This window comes from Aestuariispira ectoiniformans (assembly GCF_025136295.1).
In the GTDB taxonomy this organism is placed as follows: Bacteria; Pseudomonadota; Alphaproteobacteria; order UBA8366; family Aestuariispiraceae; genus Aestuariispira_A; species Aestuariispira_A ectoiniformans.
Window position 1 is genome coordinate 3918362 of sequence record NZ_CP062788.1, and the last position, 20386, is coordinate 3938747.

Sequence of the window (20386 nt, forward strand, 5' to 3'; positions counted from 1 at the left end):
TAAGTCAGGGTATAATGCATTGATTGATTGCGAAGAATGTAACGTCTGGGTTAGATGAATAGTGCGCAAAGAAAGGTTTTTTCTGCGTGTATTTCGCAAAATCGAGCGGCGGAGCGATAAATTTTCGCAAAGCCTGTAAAATTATTACCAAGCAAAGTTTTTAGCCGATGCCCGACCTTGATAATTTCGACCGCCGCATTTTGAAGCTGATGCAGGAAAACAGCCGCCGCACCGGCGCGGAACTGGCCGAGAAAGTGGGACTGTCTGCCGCCGCATGCCTGCGCCGGGTACAGCGATTGCGCGAAAACGGTGCGATCGAGAAAGAAGTCGCCATTGTCTCACCCAAGGCGCTGGGCAAGAAGTTGAAGATGATCGTGCTGGTCACCGTCGAACAGGACCGCCCCAACCGCGACCGCGACGTAACGGAGAAATTCCGCAACCTGCCGGAAGTGACGAAATGCTATCACGTGACAGGTGCCGCCGATTGGGTAATGGCCGTCGAGACTGAGGATATGGACGCCTACAACGACTTCGTCGAAGCCCATTTCAGTGCCCCTTACGTCAAACGCTATGAAAGCTTCGGCGTGTTGAGCACGGTGAAGTGACTGCATCCCTATTATTCACATTACAAAAACAAAGAGACTTTCATGAACAGGTTAAAATCTCTGGCAATCGCCGTCGCTGCCCTGCTGTCCCTGACCGCTTGCGTCACCAGCAGCAGCAGCCAGACAAATTGGGCTGCGGAAACGCCCCCGCCAGCACCGGTTAAGTTTCACTGGTCCCACGACTACGCCTGTGCGGACAGCAATCTGGTTGGCGCGAAGCAAAATCCGGTATCTTTGGCCGCCGTCGCCTACGATTGCGTAAGAAAAAATCAGTTTGAGGAAGCCGCCTACCCCTTCATGCTCGGTATGCTCTATGGCGATTATGATAAAAAGCGTGTGGCCGACGGGTCCAAGCACGAGGTCGTCGACAAGGCCTATAGAGATCGTTTCACTCGCCTGGACAAGGCGACAAGCGACGCTTTCTCTTCCTACCTCGGAGAAGCCTTCAAAAAAGGCGACAAAGGCGGCAACCGTTCCATGCAGAGGCTCTGCGCTTATATCACGGCTGTCGGGGCGCCCGACTATGCCCCTTATTATATGACCAGAAATACCAACGATGACAGTTGGCGGGTAAAAGGCTTCGATAAGGACACTGCCTGGCGGTCTGTGCTCAAGAGTGCCGACTGCCTCTAAGATCACTTAAACAGCGGCTTTTACGCCCAATATTGACGGCAGAGCCAAAATCCATATAAGTCCGCGCATACGGTTTTTGGGGCCAGGTTTGTATTGCCTGGTTTTATTCGCCCAATAACGAAAGGATATATAGGACATGAGTTCCGCCACACAGCCGCTGACGCGGTTGCTGGCACCGATCTTTGCGATGGGTGCCGTTATTCTCGCCTCCAATGAATTGGTCCAGCATCCGGTCGACTATACGGTCGCGGGCATGAATCTTGCCGACCTGCTGACCTGGGGGGCCTTTACCTATCCGGTTGCCTTCCTGGTGACCGACACCACCAACCGCCTGTTCGGTGCCGCCACGGCGCGCATGGTGGTTTATGTGGGGTTTGCGCTGGGCGTCTTCCTGACACTGGCCTCCGCCTTCGGCATCGCCTTGGCCGCCACGGCGGGCACCAACGCCACCGCGCTTCATATGCTGTTCAACGATCCGGACGCTTTCGGCATGCTGCGCACTGCTGTCGCCAGCGGTTCCGCCTTCCTGACCGCGCAACTGCTGGACATTTTCGTCTTTGACCGCCTGCGCAACCAGACCTGGTGGAAAGCGCCGCTGATCTCGTCACTGATCGGTTCTCTGGTAGACACGATGCTGTTCTTTTCCATTGCCTTTGCGGGTACTGGCCTGCCCTGGACGAACTGGGCCTTTGGCGATTTCGCCGCCAAGATGGTGATGATTGCGGCCCTGCTCTACCCGTTCAAACTGCTGGTCAGCCTTTATCCAGCGCGCCTGCGGGAAGCAGGCAATAATGCCACATTCATCTAAGCCGTCATACGCGGGCTTGACCCGTGTACCCACGAATTCTCTGACGTCAATATGGTTCGTGGGTGGCCGGATCAAGTCCGGCCATGACGGAGAAAAAAGACGCTCTTTGGGAGACATCCATTCATGAAAGTCGACCTCTTCGACTTCGATCTGCCGGAAAGTTGTATCGCCCAGCAGGCGGTTGAGCCGCGCGATGCCGCAAAGCTGCTGGACCTGACAGGCCGCGCCTTCGCCGACCGCATCGTGCGCGACCTGCCGGAGATGCTGCGTCCCGGTGACCTGCTTGTCTGCAACGACACCAAGGTGATCCCGACACGGCTGACCGGCAAGCGCGGCGAGGCGCGTGTGGAAGTCACCCTGCACAAGCAAATCGGTCCTGACCAGTGGTGGGCCTTCGCCAAACCGGCACGCAAGCTGCGCCTGGGCGAGAGTTTCGTCATATCCGAGGATTTTCAAGCCGAGGTGATGGACAAGACCGAGGGGGGCGAGGTGCTGTTGCGCTTCAACCTGTCGGGCGGCGATCTGATCACCCGGCTTTGGGACCACGGGGTCATGCCCCTGCCCCCCTATATCAAGCGCACCAAGGGCGGCGACGAGGCCGAAGACGCAGCCGACCGGGAGCGTTACCAGACCGTCTTCGCCAAAGAGGAAGGCGCGGTCGCGGCCCCCACCGCAGGCCTGCATTTCACCGACAGCCTGACCGAAACCCTGAAGGAAAAGGGCATCGGCTTTCAGACCATCACCCTGCATGTGGGTGCGGGCACCTTCTTGCCGGTGAAGGTGGAGGACACGCGCAACCACATCATGCATTCCGAATTCGGTATCATCACGCCCGATGAGGCCAACCGGATCAACGACACCCGCGCCAAGGGCGGCCGGGTTGTCGCCGTCGGCACCACCTCGCTGCGCCTGCTGGAAAGTGCGGCCGCCAGCGACGGCAGCATCAAGCCTTTCGAAGGCGAGACCGACATCTTCATCACGCCCGGCTACCGCTTCAAGGCGGTCGACATGCTGATGACCAATTTCCATTTGCCGAAATCGACCCTTTTCATGCTGGTCAGCGCCTTTGCCGGGCTGGATCGCATGAAGGCAGCCTATAAACACGCAATCGACAGCGGCTATCGCTTCTATTCCTATGGCGATACCAGCCTGCTGGTGCGGGAGGATCTTCTCGATGACTGACTTTTCCTATGAACTGCTGAAGACCGACGGCGGCGCACGTCTGGGCAAGATCACTACCGCCCACGGGCAAATCGACACGCCAACCTTCATGCCCGTCGGCACGGCGGCAACGGTGAAGGCCATGTTCCCGGAAGATGTGGCCGCCACCGGCGCACAGATATGCCTGGGCAACACCTATCACCTGATGCTGCGCCCGACGGCGGAACGCATCGCGGAGCTGGGCGGCCTGCATAAATTCATGAATTGGGACAAGCCGATCCTGACCGACAGCGGCGGCTATCAGGTGATGTCGCTGACCGAGCTGCGCAAGATGACCGAGGAAGGCGTGCGTTTCCGCTCCCATGTGGACGGCAGTTATCACATGCTGACCCCGGAACGCTCGACGGAAATCCAGCATCTGCTGGGCGCGACCATCACCATGGCCTTCGACGAATGCACGCCCTATCCCTGCACCAAGGAAGAGGCGGAGAAATCCATGCTGCTTTCCATGCGTTGGGCGGAACGCTCCCGCAAGGCTTTCGTACCGCGCGAGGGTTACGGCCAGTTCGGCATCGTGCAGGGCTCAACCTTTGAAGACCTGCGCCGCCATTCGGTCGAGGCACTCAAGGAGGTTGACTTCGAAGGCTATGCCGTTGGTGGCCTTGCCGTGGGCGAGGGTCAGGAACTGATGTTCTCCACCCTGGACTTCACCACACCGATGATGATGACCAACAAACCGCGCTACCTGATGGGCGTCGGCAAACCGACCGATCTGGTCGGTGCGGTCGCGCGCGGTATCGACATGTTCGACTGTGTGCTGCCGACCCGGTCGGGCCGCAACGGCCAGGCCTTCACCCGCCGCGGCCCGGTCAATATCCGCAATGCCCGCCACGCGGCCGACCATCGCCCGCTGGACGAGGAATGCCCCTGCCCGGCCTGCACCCAATACAGCCGCGCCTATCTCAACCACCTGATCAAAGCGGGCGAAATCCTCGGCATGATGCTGCTCAGCTGGCACAACATCCAATACTACCAGACCCTGATGCAGTCCATGCGCGCCGCCATCGCCGAAGGCCGCTTCGAAGACTTCCAGGTCGCCTTCCACGAGGAATATTCCGGCGGGGATATCCCGCCGCTTTAAAGCAAACGAGAAAGGCGGCCGATTGGCCGCCTCAGACCGTTGACAAACCCCGTCGATATTCGGCGGGGTTTAGTTTTGGATGTTTGCCGGTTGTTATTGAGGGAGAGTGAGAAGTCCCCTTTCGATCAGATCGGGCTGGTTTCGGTTTTTGGAACCATTGCGAGGGCGATTTTCTTGATGTTTTGGGCGGCGGCGGCGAGCAGGCATTGCGTTTTGACGGCGATGAGGCCGCGGAAGCGGGCGTATCGGTGTCCGAAGAGCTGCTTTGCGTCGGCAAAGGAGCGTTCTACAGTTTCCTTGCGTCTTTTATAGAGCCTTTTGCCCCAGTCGGTGAGACGGTGGGCGTCCGTGCGCTCCCGGGCGTCCTGCCAGACATGGCGGGTGACGGTTTTGGTGTGTTTGGCGCTGCCGGTGCAGGAGGCAAGCAGCGGGCAGGTGGCGCAGACCTTCGGGTCGCTTTTGTAATGGCGATAGCCGTTGCGGTCGGTGGTGGCATAATTCAGGAGCTGGCCCTGCGGACAGCGGTAGCCGTCTGACTGCCGGTCGTAATGATAGTCGCGCTTGCGCAGCATGCCTGCCCGGTGGTTCGGACGGCGATAGCCGGTTACACCGAGGATATCCCTGTCTTCCAGCCCTTTGGCGATGCCCGCCGTGGCATAGCCTGCATCCAGCCCGACCGCCTGGACATCCAGGCCGAAGCGATCCCGCTGCCGGTCGAGCCGGTCCAGATAGGGGATACTGTCATGCACAGTGGCCGGGGTGGCGTGAGTATCGGTGATGATGCCATAACGCCCGTCCACCGTGCGGTGATCCAGATAAAAGAACCCCTTGGGCTTGCCTTCACGCACCATGTAACCGGCTTCCGGGTCGGTGCGGCTGACCTTGGTCTCCTTTTGCCCGGGCGCGCGTTCCTTCGCCTTCAGCGGCTTTTTGGCATGGGCCGCCCGATCCTCCTCAACCGCCAGGTCCAGCGCGTCCCAATAGTCGGCCCGGGACTTGGCGACCACTTGGCTGTCCCATTTGTTCTTGTTGGCATTGGCCTTCAGATGGGTGCTGTCGGTATAAAGCACCGTGCCGTCCACAAGACCCTTGGCAATCGCCTGTTCGACAATGTGATCGAAAATATCCTGCGCCACAGACACATCCCGGTAGCGGCGGCGGCGGTTCTGCGACAGTGTCGAGGCATCGAACACCTTGTCGGTGAGGCCCAAGCGCAGAAACCAGCGATAGGCCACATTCACCTCGATCTCCCGCACCAACTGCCGCTCCGAGCGGATGCCGAACAGGTAGCCGATGAACAGCGCCTTGAACAGCATCACCGGGGCAAGCGCCGGGCGGCCGTTATCCGCGCAATACAGACCGGCCACCCGGTCGTGGATAAACGAAAAGTCGATCACCGCATCGATCTTGCGAAGCAGGTGATCCGCAGGCACCAGACCCTCCAATGTCACCATCTCAAGTCGGCCCTGTTCAGGCTGGGGCTTCTTCAACATAAGACAATAGAATCACAAAGGCCCCGCTTGCGCGAGACCTTTGTCAGCAGTCTGAGGCGGCCGATTGGCCGCCTTTTTCTACAAGTTTTCTTTTTTTGCCTTCTTGATGTGACGCTCGACCGCAACTACAAAAGCATTCCCCTTACTAAGTGTTCCATCCACTAATGCGCACAGGTGTTCCGTCGTTTCATGCGTCGAACCTATATAACCCGAACGCACCAGTTCATAGAAAGCGCGCGGTCGCATATAATTGCCGTTCAATGCCTTGTAGCTAATTCTTACCCCACCTCGTTCGCCTAATGCAGCATCACAGTCTTTCCACTTCATGTAGTGCTCTATTGGCATCAAAAACGTTTGCTCGGTCAGAGCTCCGTCTCGAGGAACGAATTTCAGGTAAAAATGAGCAGGGTTCAGTCTATATTCGTCGTGGCTAGTATCATGAGTTTCCGCAAAACGCTCCATGCGAGCGATTTCATCAAGTAACTGCGCATCTTGCCTGTAGATTGTGTCCTTGTCGCCCTTCACCTTTTCCATCATTTTATACTGCACCATTACAGTATTACCGTTGGTGTGGTTATGGTAGATTAAGTCGACTCCAAACAGCTTCTCTAAAGGCTGTTTATTCCCCAATATTATATCGAGGCGGCTATTCCCCTTCTGGAAGCTGGCGATTCCAGTATTGGAACTACTGATGAAATCATAATCGAGAAATCTCCGACTATCATCAACAACAACCATGTCTTCATACAAATGAAGTGGGTGATCACCTTCAAATTTCTCACTAATGTGGATGCGCTCAGCAGGATCGTTTTTGTCAAACCCAAAGGCTGTAAGCGCAGTATTGACAGCATCAACTTGCAGAGAATATGCGTCGTGAAAAACGTCGTTATGTAGAAGTTTTCGTACAATTTTTTCGATAACTGGTCTGTTCTCATCAATTCTGTAAAGAGTGGTGAGAACAATCTTTGCCAAATCTGTATGCAATATGAACGCAAAACCCCAAGGTCTTTTTTGCAGATCGAATAATCTTGGTAAGTTCTCGGATTTGACTATCGAAAGCAGTGTATCCAAGTCGTCTGGCTGAATTTCAAGACTATGAATAAGCTTGATTCTCGACTGTACGGTGGTGACTGCTCTGTGCGAGTTAATAATACCTAAGAAAATTTTAGGTTTTCCATCCACGTCACCGAAAGTCATACATAGAGATTTTTGCTCAAAGCCGCCTAAGACGGAATGATCTGTCGCCCATGAAAACGCTATACTTCCAGAATGCGACAGTAAAACTCTCCGCCAGGCGTCATTCGGTAACCTCAACATGCATAGCTTATGCGATTCTATGTAAGTAAGGAGCCTTTCTAATGTTTGTAGTTCGCTTTCAACGAACTCCGACTGACTCTGAAGGTCCATTCAATTACCTCGTTGGAAATTTAATCTATTAAGAAACATACGACTTAAACTTCAGTACTTTCTTATGCATATAGGCGCGCTAAAATAGCGAGCAAGAAAAAAATTCAATCTTCAGAAAAATGACTGGAAACCCGGAGGCATCTTTCGCGATCAGCTATCCATCTTGCCTTTAGGTCCGCTCCCCACCCTCAAACTAAAATCAAAATGCCAACTACACGCTTGAAGTGGGATCATCACTTTTCCTTATAGATCCCACAGCAATATAAATTTGCCTCCCTCCGCCCGTTGACGGACAGTGCGCTGATTGAGTTTCACCGCCGCTGACGAGGCCCGCCCATGGATGCACAAGCGCCCCAATATATTTTCGACGCCGCCGAAAAACCGTCCCTGCCGCTGCATGAGGTGCCCCTGGTGGTCGCCACCGAGGAGACGGTGAAGGGCTATGGCTGTCTGGTGGACGATCCCGATGCTTTCGAGATCGAGATCGTGCAATGGCCGGCGCAAGGCTGGCGCAAGGTGGATGCGGGCACGGGCGACGAGGCGGGCTATGTGGAGGGCATCTTCCACGGCAATTGGAAGGGTGACGTGCTCTATGGCTCCAACGAGGCGGTGAAGGGCCATTATGTACTGGGCTGGTCCCAGGACCCGCAGCAGGCAAGCGCCGAGGCGGCCACCGGACCGCGCGACAAGGTGCTGCTCTGGCATATGAATTACCACCCGGACGGCGGACAGCTTTTCTTCCCGCTGGACAAAAAGCCCTTCGTCGTGCCCGTGGCCCTGCCCGGCGACAACCTGACGCCGGAGAAGGTCATCGCGTTGTGGTGCGACGGCGCGAAGGGCCTCTATATCCATCCCAACATCTGGCATGAGGGCATCTTCCCGGCAGAAGACAACCAGCGTTTCCTGGACCGCCAGGGCCGCGTCCACGCCCGCGTCAGCTGCGACATCGGCGCGGAATTCGGCGTCTATCTATCGGTGCCCCTGTGCCGTTCCTAATCCGGCAGGCTTGATACAGATTAATGCGCCCGGCTCCCCGCGCGTCAGAATGGCGATAGAGATTCATTCATTATCGCCTGGCGCGAAGGAGCCTGATCATGACTTTCAAAAATATGTTTATTGCCACCGGACTGGCGGTTGCGCTCACCACCGGCGTCGTCACAACCGCATCGGCCCATGGCATGGGCGGCGGCACCACGCCCTGCGGCGGCTATCAGGGCGGGCAGATGGGGCCGGGTTATGGCATGGGTCCCGGAATGATGGGACAAGGTATGATGGGACAAGGCATGATGAACGGCGGCATGGGCTACGGCATGGGCCAGGGCTACGGCATGAACCCGATGATGGGGCGCGGCATGATGGGCGGTCAGGGTATGGGCCCCGGGATGATGGGGCAAGGCATGATGGGCGGCCAGACCATGATGGACCGCAACATCCAGACCGAAGACGTCCGCCGCATGATGGAATACCAGCTCTACTGGAACGGCAATCCCAACCTCAAGCTGGGCAAGATCAAAGAAGTCAGCGACGATGTCATGTCTGCGGAAGTCGTGACCAAGGACGGTTCGCTGGTACAGCGCTATCTGATCAACCGTCATACGGGCTGGATGCAACCCGCACCGCAGCAATGATCGGAGCACACGTCCCGCTAATCAACCTCCTCCCCCGTCATGCGCGGGCTTGACCCGCGTACCCACGGGGGCTTCCAAGTTAACGGGGAAAACCGGAAACGACACTGCCCTCGCGGGTGGCCGGATCAAGTCCGGCCATGACGAAAATTACAGTCCACGCCCAAAAGAAAAGGCAGCCCGAAGGCCGCCTTTCGCAATTCTGAGATGCCGTCCGGGATTAACCGACGAAGGCTCTTTCCACCACGAACTGGCCGGGAGCCGCATTGGAGCCTTCGGTCAGGCCGAAGCTTTCGGTCAGTTCCTTGGTGTCCTTGAGCATATCCATGGAGCCGCAGATCATGACCCGGTCTTCTTCCGGGTTCAGTTTCGGCACGCCCAGGTCTTCAAACAGCTTGCCGCTTTCAATCAGATTGGTGATACGGCCCATGCGCGGGAAGTCTTCGCGCGTCACACTGGTGTAATGGCGCAGCTTTCCTTCGACCATCTCACCGACCAGCGGGTCTTCCACCAGATCCTTGACGAGCTGATTGCCGTATTCCAGTTCGGCGACCGTGCGGCAGGTATGGGTCAGGATAACTTCGTCATAGCGTTCATAGGTTTCCGGGTCGCGGATAACACTGGCGAAAGGCGCAATGCCCGTGCCGGTGGAGAACATATACAGCCGCTTGCCCGGCAGCAGTGCATCCAGCACCAGCGTACCGGTGGGCTTCTTACCAAGCAGCACCATATCACCCGGCTTGATGTTCTGCAGACGCGAGGTCAGCGGACCGTCCTGAACCTTGATGGAGAAAAACTCCAGCTTGTCATCCCAGGCGGGGCTGGCGACCGAATAGGCCCGCAACAGCGGCTTGCCATCGACCATCAGGCCGATCATGACAAATTCGCCGGACCGGAAACGGAAGCTTGCCGGACGCGTGATCTGGAAGGAGAACAGGCTGTCTGTCCAATGCTTCACATCCAGCACGGTTTCCCCGGTGACGGATTTCGGCAGTTCGATCTGGTCTAACTGGTCGAAAGGCATGAAAGAGCTCCTATTCGAATTCGCACGCCCGTGCGGATTTTCTCAGCGTCCAAAACACGAAGACAGACACATTCTGTCCGGTTTTGCCGATCTTATTTCGGATCGGCAATTGAATTATTTGCGCCAGGTCAATTGGGATTGCGGCGTAATGTCGCAAAAGACCGGGCCGTTCAGACCGCCGCAGCCAAGGCTGTCTTCACAGCGGCAGAAGGTGTGATATGGCCTAATTTTCAATCTATTTCAACACCTGAACGTGTTTTTGTGTAAATTATTTTAATTCACACTGCATCTTTGTTGTATTTGGTTGAATATTCAACCATTATTAAGCCCAGGTAAATAGCGCAAGTCAACAGACATTTGCATGCCTCGAAGCTTTTGATTCTCAAGCAAAGTAAATTCGGTCAGGCAATCCGCTGGCAAAACGGCCTCCGCGAGAACCTCACGGGCAAGGGCTTCGCTGATCACAAGCCCTGCGTCAAGATGACGCCCCATGGTCTGCAGGCGGCTGGCAATGTTGACGCTGCCGCCGACAACGACAAAGGCCATATTGCGGTCACGGCCGATATTCCCCATCACCGCCTCGCCGTAATGGATGCCGATACAGGCCCTGACCGGACGCTGACCGCTGGCAATACGCTGCGCATTCCAGGCCTGCAGTTCCCGCTGCATCGCCATGGCGCATTTCAAGGCATCACTGGCATCATGGCTCCCCGGTTCCGGTGTGCCGAATGTGGCCAGCAAAGCATCGCCGATGTATTTTTCCAAGGTACCGTCATGGGCAAAGACGTGAGCCTCCATACGGCCATGAAAATCCCTCAGCAGATCAAGCACGCCCTCGGGTGTCTTGTCCTCCGTCAATCCGGTGAAACCGACGATATCGGCAAAGAGGATGGCAACCTTGCGCTTTTGCGCCTGTCCGACCGCACCCCCCTGTTCGGTCAGGCGCGCCGCAACTTTGGGGGAGAAATAACGGGACAGGTTGTTCTTCTGGACCTCCGCGCCGACACTTCGAAAGACTAGCTTGCGGGACCGGTGCACAGCCACCGCCAGACCGATGGAGGCAATCATAAAAATGACCGTCTGTTCGATGGCTTTGCTACTATCGACGTAATTCGGGTCCAGATAGATGGCGAGGATATCCGCCACTGTCATCGCCGGGTCCGTGTTCTCCTCATTGAAAATAACCGCCCCGGGCAATGTACCCAACCAGAACGCCAGAGAATTCCAAACCACCACGACACAAGCCCCAAACCACATCATCAACCAGGGCGAATAGGTCAGCGCAACGATAACCGCCATCACGTAATAGTAATTGAAAAGCGAGGTCCGCAGGATCAGTGCCTGCGGCACCACAGTGTCCTGAAAGGGTGAAGGAATCAGCCAGACCATTGGCAGGAAAATCGCATCCAGCAGTACGGTCAGGTATAGTATCCAACGCCAGGATGGCCGGAAATAAACGATCCCCAGATGAATGAACCCGATGATGAGAAACGGCAGGGTGTTGCTCATGTCATAGAGCATTTCCAGGAATTCGGGACTCGTAATGAATTCGCGGGCGGAGCCTTTGAGTTCTGCCCAGTACAGAAAGGTCGCAAGGTTAAACAGATTGACGGCAATAATGGAAGTAATGCGGACGGCCACACCCAGTTTTATACCGGCAATCTCCTCACCATCAATCAAGGCCGCCGTGGTCTCATTCGGTCTGAAATGGCTGCGGCTTCCAATCCGCGCGAGGAAATTCAGGGGTTTCATGGTCTAATCCGTCGGCGTTTCGGCAACATCCCGCAGGGCATCTTCGTCCAGCAGGGAAATCCTCCCCTTTGCCAGGTCAATCCAGCCCTCGCGCCGCCAATATTGCAGCACCTTGTTGACGGCTTCGCGCGATACGCCAGTCATCTGGCCCATTTCACTTTGGGAAATCCGGATCGTCACTGCCCCCTCAACCGGCGCCACGGCCTCACGCATCAGCAGCAACCGCTTTGCCAGCCGCGCCGACAACGCCAGAAAGGCCGTATCCTCCACCTGGGAACTGATCCAGCGAATCCGGCGGCAAAGCAGGTCAATCATATGCCGCGCCAGCACAGAGGAACGATCAACAAGGGCCATGAAGTCACGACGTCGGATCAACAGAAGGTCAGCCTGTTCCTGGCCTGACGCATCCGCACTGCGCACGGTGCCGTCCATCAGGGCGATCTCGCCAAAGACCTCCCCCGGCTGCATGATGTTCAGGATGATTTCCTTGCCGTTTTCCGACTGTACGGAAATCCGGACCCTACCGGAGAGTACGCAATAAAGGCCGTCGGCCTCGTCCCCTTTTTGAAACAGAAGCTGGTCCTTGCCAATTGTCCGTGTGACGGCCATCCCGGCCAGTTCGCCAATCACGTCTTTCGGAAGTCCGCGAAAGATTCCGAACGTCTCTATAAGCCCAATATGCCCGGTCATGTCTGATCCTACCCCAATGCGCCAAATAACGCCGCCGGGAGACCAAAAGGTCAAGTGATAGTTTCATATTCAATTTGTGAACCGGTTCACAGACCACCCCGCCCGGGGCTGGTATTCCTCCCCCAGTTCGAATGAATTGGCTTGGAGTAAATGAATGCAACGCTTCCTGCTGTCGGCAACGGCCCTGATCACCGGCCTGTCGGCTTTCCCCATGGCATCTTATGCCCGCGACTGGTCCCAGGTCGATTTCACCCTCGGGATAGGGGCCGTCTACGGGCCTGATTATGAAGGGTCCGACGATTATGATTTCGGCCCTATGCCGATCATCGAGGTCAACTGGGCCGACACCGTCGTCCTGGGCTTGGACGGCCTGCGTGTGAACGCCATATCCGTGGAAAATGGCGACAGCGCCTTTACCGCCGGGCCAATGCTGGGTTACGACGGTGGCCGCGATGAAGGCGATAACGACGCCCTGCGCGGTCTGGGCGATATCGACCAGACCATCGAAGGCGGCGGCTTTATTGACTATTCCTATGGCCCCTGGATGGCTAATCTGACGGTCCGCACGGACCTCGGCGACGGCCATGACGGCACTATTGCGGAATTGTCCGCAGGTTACGGCTGGCATTTCGAAAATGGCGTCAACCTGTCCACCGGCGTTGCCACCTCCTGGGCCAGTGAAAAATACATGCAAAGCTATTTCGGTGTCGATTCCGGCCAGGCGTCGCGGTCGGGCTATCAGCGCTATGACGCAGGCGCCGGCTTCAAGGATGTCACCCTCAACTTCAATGCATCCTACAGCTTCGACGAAAACTGGAACGTCTTTGCCATATCCAGCGTTGGCCGCCTGATCGGCGACGCCGCCGACAGCCCCATCGTCAAGGACAAAGGATCTGAAACACAATTCGTGAACGGTGTGGGTATCAGTTACAGCTTCTAGGGTTCCGTCCTCCCCGTTACCCTTCGGACGGAACCACGTAACAGATCCCTCATCCAGGCGGCCGGGCCTCCTCACTATATCCCACCCAGTAGACCGGCCGCCTCCCCCCCTCTCAAAAACCTCCACCCCCGGCCACCGCCTCCCGGCCGGGGGTTCCCTTTTCGACGTCCACCCAACATCCGTTGACAGGCCGGGCTGACCGGCTATTTCTCTGATGGGATCAGAAGAAGGCAGCCAGCGTGAGCGGACAGGCAGAAACTATCGCAACCGATATCAAGGAACGGATTATCGCCAAGGCAAAGGAAATCGGTTTCGACGCCGTTGCCTTTGCCCCTGTCACCACGCCGGAGCGGAACAAGGCGCGCTTTCGAGATTTCGTTGCCAATCACGAATATGGCGGCATGGACTGGATGGAGGCCCGCGCCGACTGGCGGGAAAGCCCCGAGGCCCTGTGGGAGGAAGTCCGGTCGGTCATCGTGCTGGGCACCAACTACGGACCCAGCCTCGACCCGATGGAGAAACTGCACAGGCATGACCGCGCCAATATATCCGTCTATGCCCAGAACAAGGACTATCACGACCTCGTCAAAAAGCGCCTCAAACGCCTGGCGCGCTGGCTGGTTGAGGAAAGCGGCGTACAGGTGAAGGTCTTCGTCGACACCGCGCCTGTGCTGGAAAAGGCGGTTGCCGCACAATCACGGCTCGGCTGGCAGGGCAAACATACCAACATCGTGTCAAAGGACTATGGCTCCTGGCTGTTCCTGGGGGAGGTCTTTACCACCCTTGAAATCGCCACCGATCCGGTTCACCGTGACCAGTGCGGCAGTTGCACTGCCTGCCAGGACGTCTGCCCGACCAAGGCCTTCCCGAAACCCTATACTCTCGATGCGCGCCGCTGCATCTCCTATCTCACGATCGAACATAAAGGCCATATCGCGGAGGAATTCCGCGAACCCATGGGCAACCGGGTTTACGGTTGCGACGACTGTCTGGCCGTCTGCCCCTGGAACAAATTCGCCAAACAGGCGCGCGAGGCCGATTTCTGGCCACGTGCCGAGTTGACCGCACCGCGATTGGCGGATTTCCTGGACCTCGACGATGCAGAGTTCCGGGCGCTGTTCCGTGGCTCTCCCATCAAACGCGCCGGGCGCGACCGTTTCCTGCGCAATGTGCTGATCGGCCTTGGCAATAGCGGCGATGCCAGTCATGCTCCTCGTATCGAAGTTATGTTGCGCGACGAGAGCCCCCTTGTGCGGGCCATGGCAGTCTGGGCGTTATACCGGTTATTGCCCGGGGAGGCGTTTGCCACGCTGCGCAAAAAATATTGTGAGGAAGAAGCGGATACGGACGTTCGCCAGGAATGGGACAGAACCTAATCCTGAAGTTGAATTCCCCCCTCGCGACACCACTAAAAGCGTTACTACACCTGGCTTTCAGACAATTTCCGATTAATTTTATTTAAACGTTTCATGGGGTAAAGATAGTCGCAGTTAATTTGCGGAGACTCTTGAGTGAAGCCCCCCGATACCGTGTCAGCTTTCTGGTCTGAAAAGATACAACGATCTTTGAAGCTTACAGTTGCCGCCCTTGCGCTGTTAAGCATCGCCGCCCTTCTATCCTTCGGCGGGGAAGCGATCCGGCGTTTCCAGACCGCGGAGGCGCATTGGAACGAGTACAACCGGAACTCACAGGCCATCGCCCGCTCGACCTCCAACCTGTTGGAAAGCGTCGGTTACGGCGGCTTTATCCATAATTTCAAAAATTACGTCCTGCGACGCGACCCCGGCTACCTATCTGCCCTGAAGGCCAACATAAACTCCTATAACAATGAAATGGCGCGCCTGGAACAATTGCTGCCGACAAAGGAAGAACAAGCGGCACTGGCCACGATCCGCGCAACATTCGGCGAATATATCGCCAATATCGACAAGGCGGTCGCCATGGGAAACGACGTCACCCCGACAGCCCTGGACAAGACAGTCAAAGTGGACGACGCCCCAGCGAAGGCCGCGTTCCAGCTTTTGCTGGAAAAGAACAAGGCCCGTAGCGAGGAGCAGGAGCAGCAAGCCCAGGCAGCCTATGACGACACGATTTCCTTCCTGAGATATGGCGCAGCGGTCGGCCTTCTGATCATCGCCAGTGCCGCCGCCATCGTTTACCTGATCGAGCGTATAACAAGCATCTCCCGGGCCGTGGCAACAGCCTATCAGCAGATCAATAGCCTCATAGATCAGTCGCCCGACCCCATGCTGTATGTCAATCGTGAGGGAGCCATCATCCGGGCAAACCGCGCCGCCGTTGAATTCTTCGGTTATGATCGCCCGGCCCTGGAACAAATGCTGGTGGAAGACCTGCTTCCGGAACGGTTCAGAAACACGCATGCAGACAAGCGTAAGAGTTTTTTTGGTAAATCCCAGGGCATCCGTCCCATGGGAACGGGCAAGGACTTCCATGCCCTGACACGCGACCACGGTGAGCGCACGGTCGATATCAACATCAACCTGGTCGAGGACGACGGTGACCAGATCGCCATTGTCGGCATGCGCGACGTCACCGAGAGCCGAAAGATGCAAAGCATCCTGATGAAGGCGAAGGAAGAAGCCGAAGCCGGCTCGAAAGCCAAGAGCGAGTTCCTGGCCACCATGAGCCATGAACTGCGCTCCCCCCTGAATGTCATCCTTGGCTATAGCGAACTGATGCGCATGGGCGATCTGGATGATAAAAACCGCGAATATGCCACGAATGTCACCAATGCGGGGGAACATCTGCTCGCCCTGATCGGGGACATCATGGATTATTCCAAAATCGAGGCGGGTACCCTGGAACTGGAGAAAATTCCCTTCGACCTGATCGGCAGCATCCGGGATGTGGCAAATGCCCAGCGCCTTACCGCAGAGGGCCGGGGCAATCACCTTGAAGTCATTCTGCCCGAGACATTTTCGCAATGGGTCGTCGGGGACCCCACGCGGATACGCCAGATCATTGTGAACTACATTTCCAATGCCTTGAAATTCACCGAAAATGGCGTCGTGTCGGTCAAACTCGACATTCTGGATGAAACTGAAGACTGGGCATCCTGCAGACTGTCGGTCAGGGACACCGGGATCGGCGTCCCCGAAGACAAGATCGACTATATTTTCGAGCGGTTCAGCCAGGCCGACAGCTCAACCTCGCGCCGCTTTGGCGGCACCGGCCTGGGACTGGCGATCTGCCGGAACCTGGCACTTGCCATGGGCGGCCAAGTCGGCGTGCAAAGCGACGTTGGCGTGGGCAGCGAATTCTGGTTTGAAATCACGCTTCCGGTTGCCCCTCCCGCCAACGCTGCGAACAATATAGAGATGGAGCGCGCGTCCCGTGGTCTGTCCATACTCGTCGTCGATGACATAGAGCTGAACCAACGCATGGTGAAGCTGTTGCTCGAAAAACTGGGGGATGTTGTCACGATCGCCGCAAACGGGGCGGAGGCCGTGGAGAAAATGCGCAATACACATTTTGACGCGGTCCTGATGGACATACATATGCCGGAGCTGGATGGAATCGAAGCAACCCGTCAAATCCGGCATCTACCCAACAAGGGCGGATCGGACACACCGATCTTTGCAATGACGGCGGACGTCGCCGACCATAACGTCAAGAATTACCTGGCAGCGGGCATGACGGGCTGTCTTTCCAAGCCGGTCAATTTCAATATCCTGCGGGATACCCTGGCGCGTCTTCGCGCAGAAACCAACAATGAAAGGGGCGCTGAAGCTACCTGAAGCCAGCCTCCTCCACTTTCCGATGCCCTGGAATCAAAAAGCCCGCCGCTAACGCGACGGGCTTCGATGCTCCAGCGTAATCGTTGTTACGCAGCGGCCGTAGCGGCCCTTTTCTGAATACGACGCTTAATGCGGCGTGCTTCTTCCGGCAATTTGCGGTTCGGCGTGCCGAGCAGGAATGCATCAAGGCCGCCTTTGCTTTCGATGGTGCGCAGCGCACGGGTTGAGAGGCGCAGGCGCACGGGCTCGCCCAGCACGTCACTCTGCAGGCTGGTGGTCTGAAGGTTCGGCAGGAACCGACGACGGGTTTTGTTGATCGCATGCGAAACGTTATTACCGCTCTGCACACCTTTACCGGTGATCATGCAACGACGAGACATAGCTCAAATCCTTTCAATATCGGCATCTTTTGACGCCTTTTCTTGCTTGATGCAGCGGCCCTGAGGCCGCTATAATCGCCTTCGCCTCAAGTTCCCCTGAGACCGAAAGCGCGCTCTTGTAAGACACCCCGCCCGGCCGGTCAACCCAAAACCCGCGTTTTCCGCCTGTTTCGGACGATAGCCACCCCGTAACTCTGTCGATCGGGCTGTTGCAATCCCGCCACAATCCGACCTCAGTTTTGTCACACCAACTTTAAGTCGTTGCCTTCAAACCGAAGTTGTCTATAGATAGTGCCTGCACCGGACGTTGCATATATGGCCGCGCTGCTGCTTGGGGATAATAGATTTTGGGGAGAGTTTCCGTGAGTTGCCGGATTCTCAGTGTTCTTTCGGTTCTTTTGGTTTTGGTTGCCGCCAATGTTGCGCGTGCTGATGACGAACCCGCTTTCCTGCGGGGCGGCATTGGGTATTACGATATCAATGACAACGAAGATGCCGCGGAATTTAACGTAGAATATATTTCCAATTCCAAATGGTGGGTCTTCAAGCCCTTCATTGGCGCCATGGCGACCAGCGATGCCGCAGCCTATGTCTATGGCGGCATACGCATGGACATCTTCCTGGGCAAACGATTTGTTGTCACCCCCTCCTTCGCGCCGGGCCTTTATCACGATGGCGACGGCAAAAATCTGGGGCACACGATCGAATTCCGTTCAGAACTTGAGGTGGCCTACCGTTTCGATGACCGCTCCCGTCTGGGCCTGTCGATTTTCCACATCTCCAACGCCCATCTGAGCGATAACAACCCCGGAACCGAGGTGGTTACCGTCAACTATTCCTATCCGATCAGCGACCTGTTCTAGGCCTGCGATCAGGGGAGTTTAGCACAAGGGGCCTTGCGGCCCCTTTTTCGTGCCTGCCGTTACGATCCTCCGATTAATAAATATCAATGCATTCAGTGTGATTTCGAGCGATAATAGTGGTCACGCTGCCAATGGGCTATGTCTGCCATAACCGGAGATTGCCATGAGTTTTTTTGAATGGACCCCTGAGATGAGCGTCGGGCTGGCCCGGTTGGATGATGACCACAAAGGGCTGATCGCGATCATCAACCGGCTGGCCGAGACCTGCGGCAAGCCCGACCAGCATGCAGTCATCGAACAGGCCTTTCGCGCATTGCTGCGCTACACCGAAGTTCACTTTGGCCGCGAGGAAGCCGTGCTAAACGCAGTGCATTACGCATCGCTTCAGGGCCACCGCCACCAACATCATGACTTCATCAAGGACATCCTTGAACTTCGCCATGCCTTTGGGCAGGCCGGTGATGAGGAAACCCAGCGCGAATTGCTGGACTATCTGAAAGATTGGCTGACCAATCACATCATGATCGAAGACATGGCGTATAAGTCTGCCGTGGAACACAGCGCCATCGCGCGGGACGCCGCAGAACGTTTTTCGTCTCTGGATATCTGGACGACCCGATAGGCCGGACAAACGCCCCCCAACCTCAACCTTGTAAAAGTCGGCGTGCCTTTTCCAGGTCTTTCGGCGTGTCAACGCCCAGCGGGATGGTGTCGACCAGACTGACGTCAATACGCATGCCGTTTTCCAGGGCACGCAACTGTTCCAGTTTTTCCCGCTTTTCCAACACGCCCTGAGGAAGGGCGACAAAACGCGCCAGCGCATCCCGGCGATAGGTGTAAAGACCGATATGGTGATAGAGCGGGCCTTCTCCATAAGGCGCGGTCGCCCGGGTAAAGGTCAGCGCACGGGCCACCGTGCGGCCATCCTCGAAACCGACGAATGCCTTTACCACGCTGGGCGCGACCTTTTCTTCCTCATCGGTGATTTCCACCACAAGGGTGGCAATATCGACCTCTCCTTCGGCCAAAGGCGCAACAGAGGCCTCGATCAGGGCTGGATCGAGGGTCGGCAGATCGCCCTGGATATTGATGATGACATCATGCTTGCCGTCCGGATCGACCTTTTGAACTGCTTCCCAGACCCGATCCGACCCGGAAGGGTGATTCGGGTCGGTCAGCACCGCCTGGCCGCCAACGGCCGTGATCGCATCAACAATTTCCTGTTCCCCCGCAGCAACGACGACCGGCCCCAGTTCACACTCCACCGCACGGCGCCAGCAATGGACGATCATCGGCTCTCCGTGAATGTCCGCCAAGGGCTTGTTGGGTAGACGCGTTGCGGCCATACGGGCGGGAATCACGATCAGCGGGTTCACTCTAGCACCTCAAAAAACACAAAATAGATCAAGGAAATCGGCCTCGGGATGCATCCGGGCATTGATTTGACAGCGACTAGAGGATATACCGCTTTGCGAGTCGGGCAACAAGTAAAGTATGCCCTATTTTTGTTGCGTCGAACGCGACAAGACGAAGGATCGAATTTCGAGGGCCTGGGACATGAAAGACGCGCTGCTGTTTAACAAGATCGCTGCCGCCGTTCTCGCCGCAGCTTTGCTGGCGATGGTAACGGGTGCGCTGTCGCGCATTCTGTACACTGATCACACACCGGAAGAACCGGCCTATGTGATCGCTACCGGTGAAAGCGCAAGCGCTGCCGCCACGGATGAGCCGAAGAAACCTGCCGGCCCCGCGCCGATTGCAGACATGCTGGCAAGCGCCGATGTCGAAAAGGGTGCAAAGCTGTTTAAGAAATGCGGCGCCTGCCATGACGGTTCCAAGGGTGGCCCGAACAAGGTCGGCCCGAACCTGTGGAACGTCGTGAACCGCCCGAAAGGCAGCCACGAAAGCTTTGGCGGCTATTCCAGCGCCATGAAGAGCTTTGGCGGCGAGTGGTCCTACGAAGAGCTGAACCACTTCCTGTTCAAGCCGAAAGCCTATATCGAAGGCACGGCAATGACCTTCGCCGGTTTCAAGAAAGACAAGGACCGCGCCAACATCATCGCTTATCTGCGTACGTTGAGCGACAACCCGGCTCCGCTGCCCTAA

At 56.6% G+C, this 20386-nt stretch carries 20 protein-coding genes; 13 read left to right on the top strand and 7 right to left on the bottom strand.

Annotation, left to right across the window (positions count from 1 at the left end; genetic code table 11):
• Positions 1–167 precede the first annotated feature (167 nt).
• From IF205_RS18445 to tgt, 5 genes are all read left to right on the top strand, one after another.
• Positions 168–605, top strand: coding sequence for an Lrp/AsnC family transcriptional regulator (locus IF205_RS18445; RefSeq protein ID WP_259780822.1), 438 nt, complete (start codon positions 168–170; stop codon positions 603–605).
• Between the two features lie 42 nt (positions 606–647).
• Complete coding sequence (locus IF205_RS18450) at positions 648–1238, top strand: hypothetical protein (RefSeq protein WP_259780823.1); 591 nt, start codon at positions 648–650, stop codon at positions 1236–1238.
• Between the two features lie 136 nt (positions 1239–1374).
• A complete protein-coding gene (locus tag IF205_RS18455) occupies positions 1375–2046 on the top strand; it encodes a queuosine precursor transporter (RefSeq protein ID WP_259780824.1) in 672 nt (223 codons plus the stop codon).
• A 123-nt stretch (positions 2047–2169) separates the two neighbouring features.
• Positions 2170–3228, top strand: coding sequence for a tRNA preQ1(34) S-adenosylmethionine ribosyltransferase-isomerase QueA (queA, locus tag IF205_RS18460; RefSeq protein ID WP_259780825.1), 1059 nt, complete (start codon positions 2170–2172; stop codon positions 3226–3228).
• Positions 3221–4348 carry a tRNA guanosine(34) transglycosylase Tgt gene (gene tgt / locus IF205_RS18465; RefSeq protein WP_259780826.1) on the top strand — a complete coding sequence of 376 codons (1128 nt, stop codon included), beginning with the start codon at positions 3221–3223 and terminating at the stop codon, positions 4346–4348. The genes queA and tgt overlap by 8 nt, the downstream gene beginning before the upstream one ends.
• Before the next feature lie 125 nt (positions 4349–4473).
• Here the strand turns inward: tgt and IF205_RS18470 are convergent, their stop codons facing one another.
• Together IF205_RS18470 and IF205_RS18475 are read right to left on the bottom strand one after the other, a co-directional pair.
• Entirely contained in the window at positions 4474–5841 is a 1368-nt protein-coding gene (locus IF205_RS18470; RefSeq protein ID WP_259780827.1) for an IS1182 family transposase, read from the bottom strand.
• Positions 5842–5919: 78 nt separating this feature from the next.
• The gene (locus tag IF205_RS18475; protein ID WP_259780828.1) at positions 5920–7038 is read right to left on the bottom strand and encodes a hypothetical protein; all 1119 of its coding nucleotides are present in this window, start codon (positions 7036–7038) and stop codon (positions 5920–5922) included.
• A 546-nt stretch (positions 7039–7584) separates the two neighbouring features.
• On the opposite strand from IF205_RS18475, the gene IF205_RS18480 reads away from it, so the two are divergent.
• On the top strand, positions 7585–8244 hold the full coding sequence (locus tag IF205_RS18480; protein WP_259780829.1) for an ureidoglycolate lyase: 660 nt from the start codon (positions 7585–7587) through the stop codon (positions 8242–8244).
• A 98-nt stretch (positions 8245–8342) separates the two neighbouring features.
• The gene (locus tag IF205_RS18485) at positions 8343–8876 is read left to right on the top strand and encodes a hypothetical protein (RefSeq protein ID WP_259780830.1); all 534 of its coding nucleotides are present in this window, start codon (positions 8343–8345) and stop codon (positions 8874–8876) included.
• A gap of 217 nt (positions 8877–9093) precedes the next feature.
• Here the strand turns inward: IF205_RS18485 and IF205_RS18490 are convergent, their stop codons facing one another.
• The 3 genes from IF205_RS18490 to IF205_RS18500 form a co-directional block, all read right to left on the bottom strand.
• Positions 9094–9897, bottom strand: a complete 804-nt coding sequence (locus IF205_RS18490; RefSeq protein ID WP_259780831.1) for a ferredoxin--NADP reductase — start codon at positions 9895–9897, stop codon at positions 9094–9096.
• Between the two features lie 312 nt (positions 9898–10209).
• A complete protein-coding gene (locus tag IF205_RS18495; protein ID WP_259780832.1) occupies positions 10210–11649 on the bottom strand; it encodes an adenylate/guanylate cyclase domain-containing protein in 1440 nt (479 codons plus the stop codon).
• A gap of 3 nt (positions 11650–11652) precedes the next feature.
• Positions 11653–12339, bottom strand: a complete 687-nt coding sequence (locus IF205_RS18500; protein ID WP_259780833.1) for a Crp/Fnr family transcriptional regulator — start codon at positions 12337–12339, stop codon at positions 11653–11655.
• 154 nt (positions 12340–12493) lie between these two features.
• Here IF205_RS18500 and IF205_RS18505 point away from each other — a divergent pair, with 154 nt between their 5' ends.
• The 3 genes from IF205_RS18505 (at position 12494) to IF205_RS18515 (ending at position 17037) form a co-directional block, all read left to right on the top strand.
• Positions 12494–13279: a MipA/OmpV family protein gene (locus IF205_RS18505; protein ID WP_259780834.1), complete on the top strand. Its 786-nt coding sequence runs from the start codon at positions 12494–12496 to the stop codon at positions 13277–13279.
• A gap of 239 nt (positions 13280–13518) precedes the next feature.
• Entirely contained in the window at positions 13519–14655 is a 1137-nt protein-coding gene (gene queG, locus IF205_RS18510) for a tRNA epoxyqueuosine(34) reductase QueG (protein WP_259780835.1), read from the top strand.
• Positions 14656–14844: 189 nt separating this feature from the next.
• Entirely contained in the window at positions 14845–17037 is a 2193-nt protein-coding gene (locus tag IF205_RS18515; protein ID WP_259780836.1) for an ATP-binding protein, read from the top strand.
• Between the two features lie 86 nt (positions 17038–17123).
• Here IF205_RS18515 and rpmB read toward each other — a convergent pair whose 3' ends face one another.
• Complete coding sequence (gene rpmB, locus IF205_RS18520; RefSeq protein ID WP_259780837.1) at positions 17124–17417, bottom strand: 50S ribosomal protein L28; 294 nt, start codon at positions 17415–17417, stop codon at positions 17124–17126.
• A gap of 362 nt (positions 17418–17779) precedes the next feature.
• On the opposite strand from rpmB, the gene IF205_RS18525 reads away from it, so the two are divergent.
• Both IF205_RS18525 and IF205_RS18530 read left to right on the top strand, forming a co-directional pair.
• The gene (locus IF205_RS18525) at positions 17780–18280 is read left to right on the top strand and encodes an acyloxyacyl hydrolase (protein WP_259780838.1); all 501 of its coding nucleotides are present in this window, start codon (positions 17780–17782) and stop codon (positions 18278–18280) included.
• 163 nt (positions 18281–18443) lie between these two features.
• On the top strand, positions 18444–18902 hold the full coding sequence (locus tag IF205_RS18530) for a bacteriohemerythrin (RefSeq protein ID WP_259780839.1): 459 nt from the start codon (positions 18444–18446) through the stop codon (positions 18900–18902).
• A 22-nt stretch (positions 18903–18924) separates the two neighbouring features.
• Here IF205_RS18530 and IF205_RS18535 read toward each other — a convergent pair whose 3' ends face one another.
• Positions 18925–19656, bottom strand: a complete 732-nt coding sequence (locus tag IF205_RS18535; protein ID WP_259780840.1) for a 3-deoxy-manno-octulosonate cytidylyltransferase — start codon at positions 19654–19656, stop codon at positions 18925–18927.
• A gap of 181 nt (positions 19657–19837) precedes the next feature.
• Between IF205_RS18535 and IF205_RS18540 the strand changes: the two genes are divergently transcribed.
• Complete coding sequence (locus IF205_RS18540) at positions 19838–20386, top strand: c-type cytochrome (protein ID WP_259780841.1); 549 nt, start codon at positions 19838–19840, stop codon at positions 20384–20386.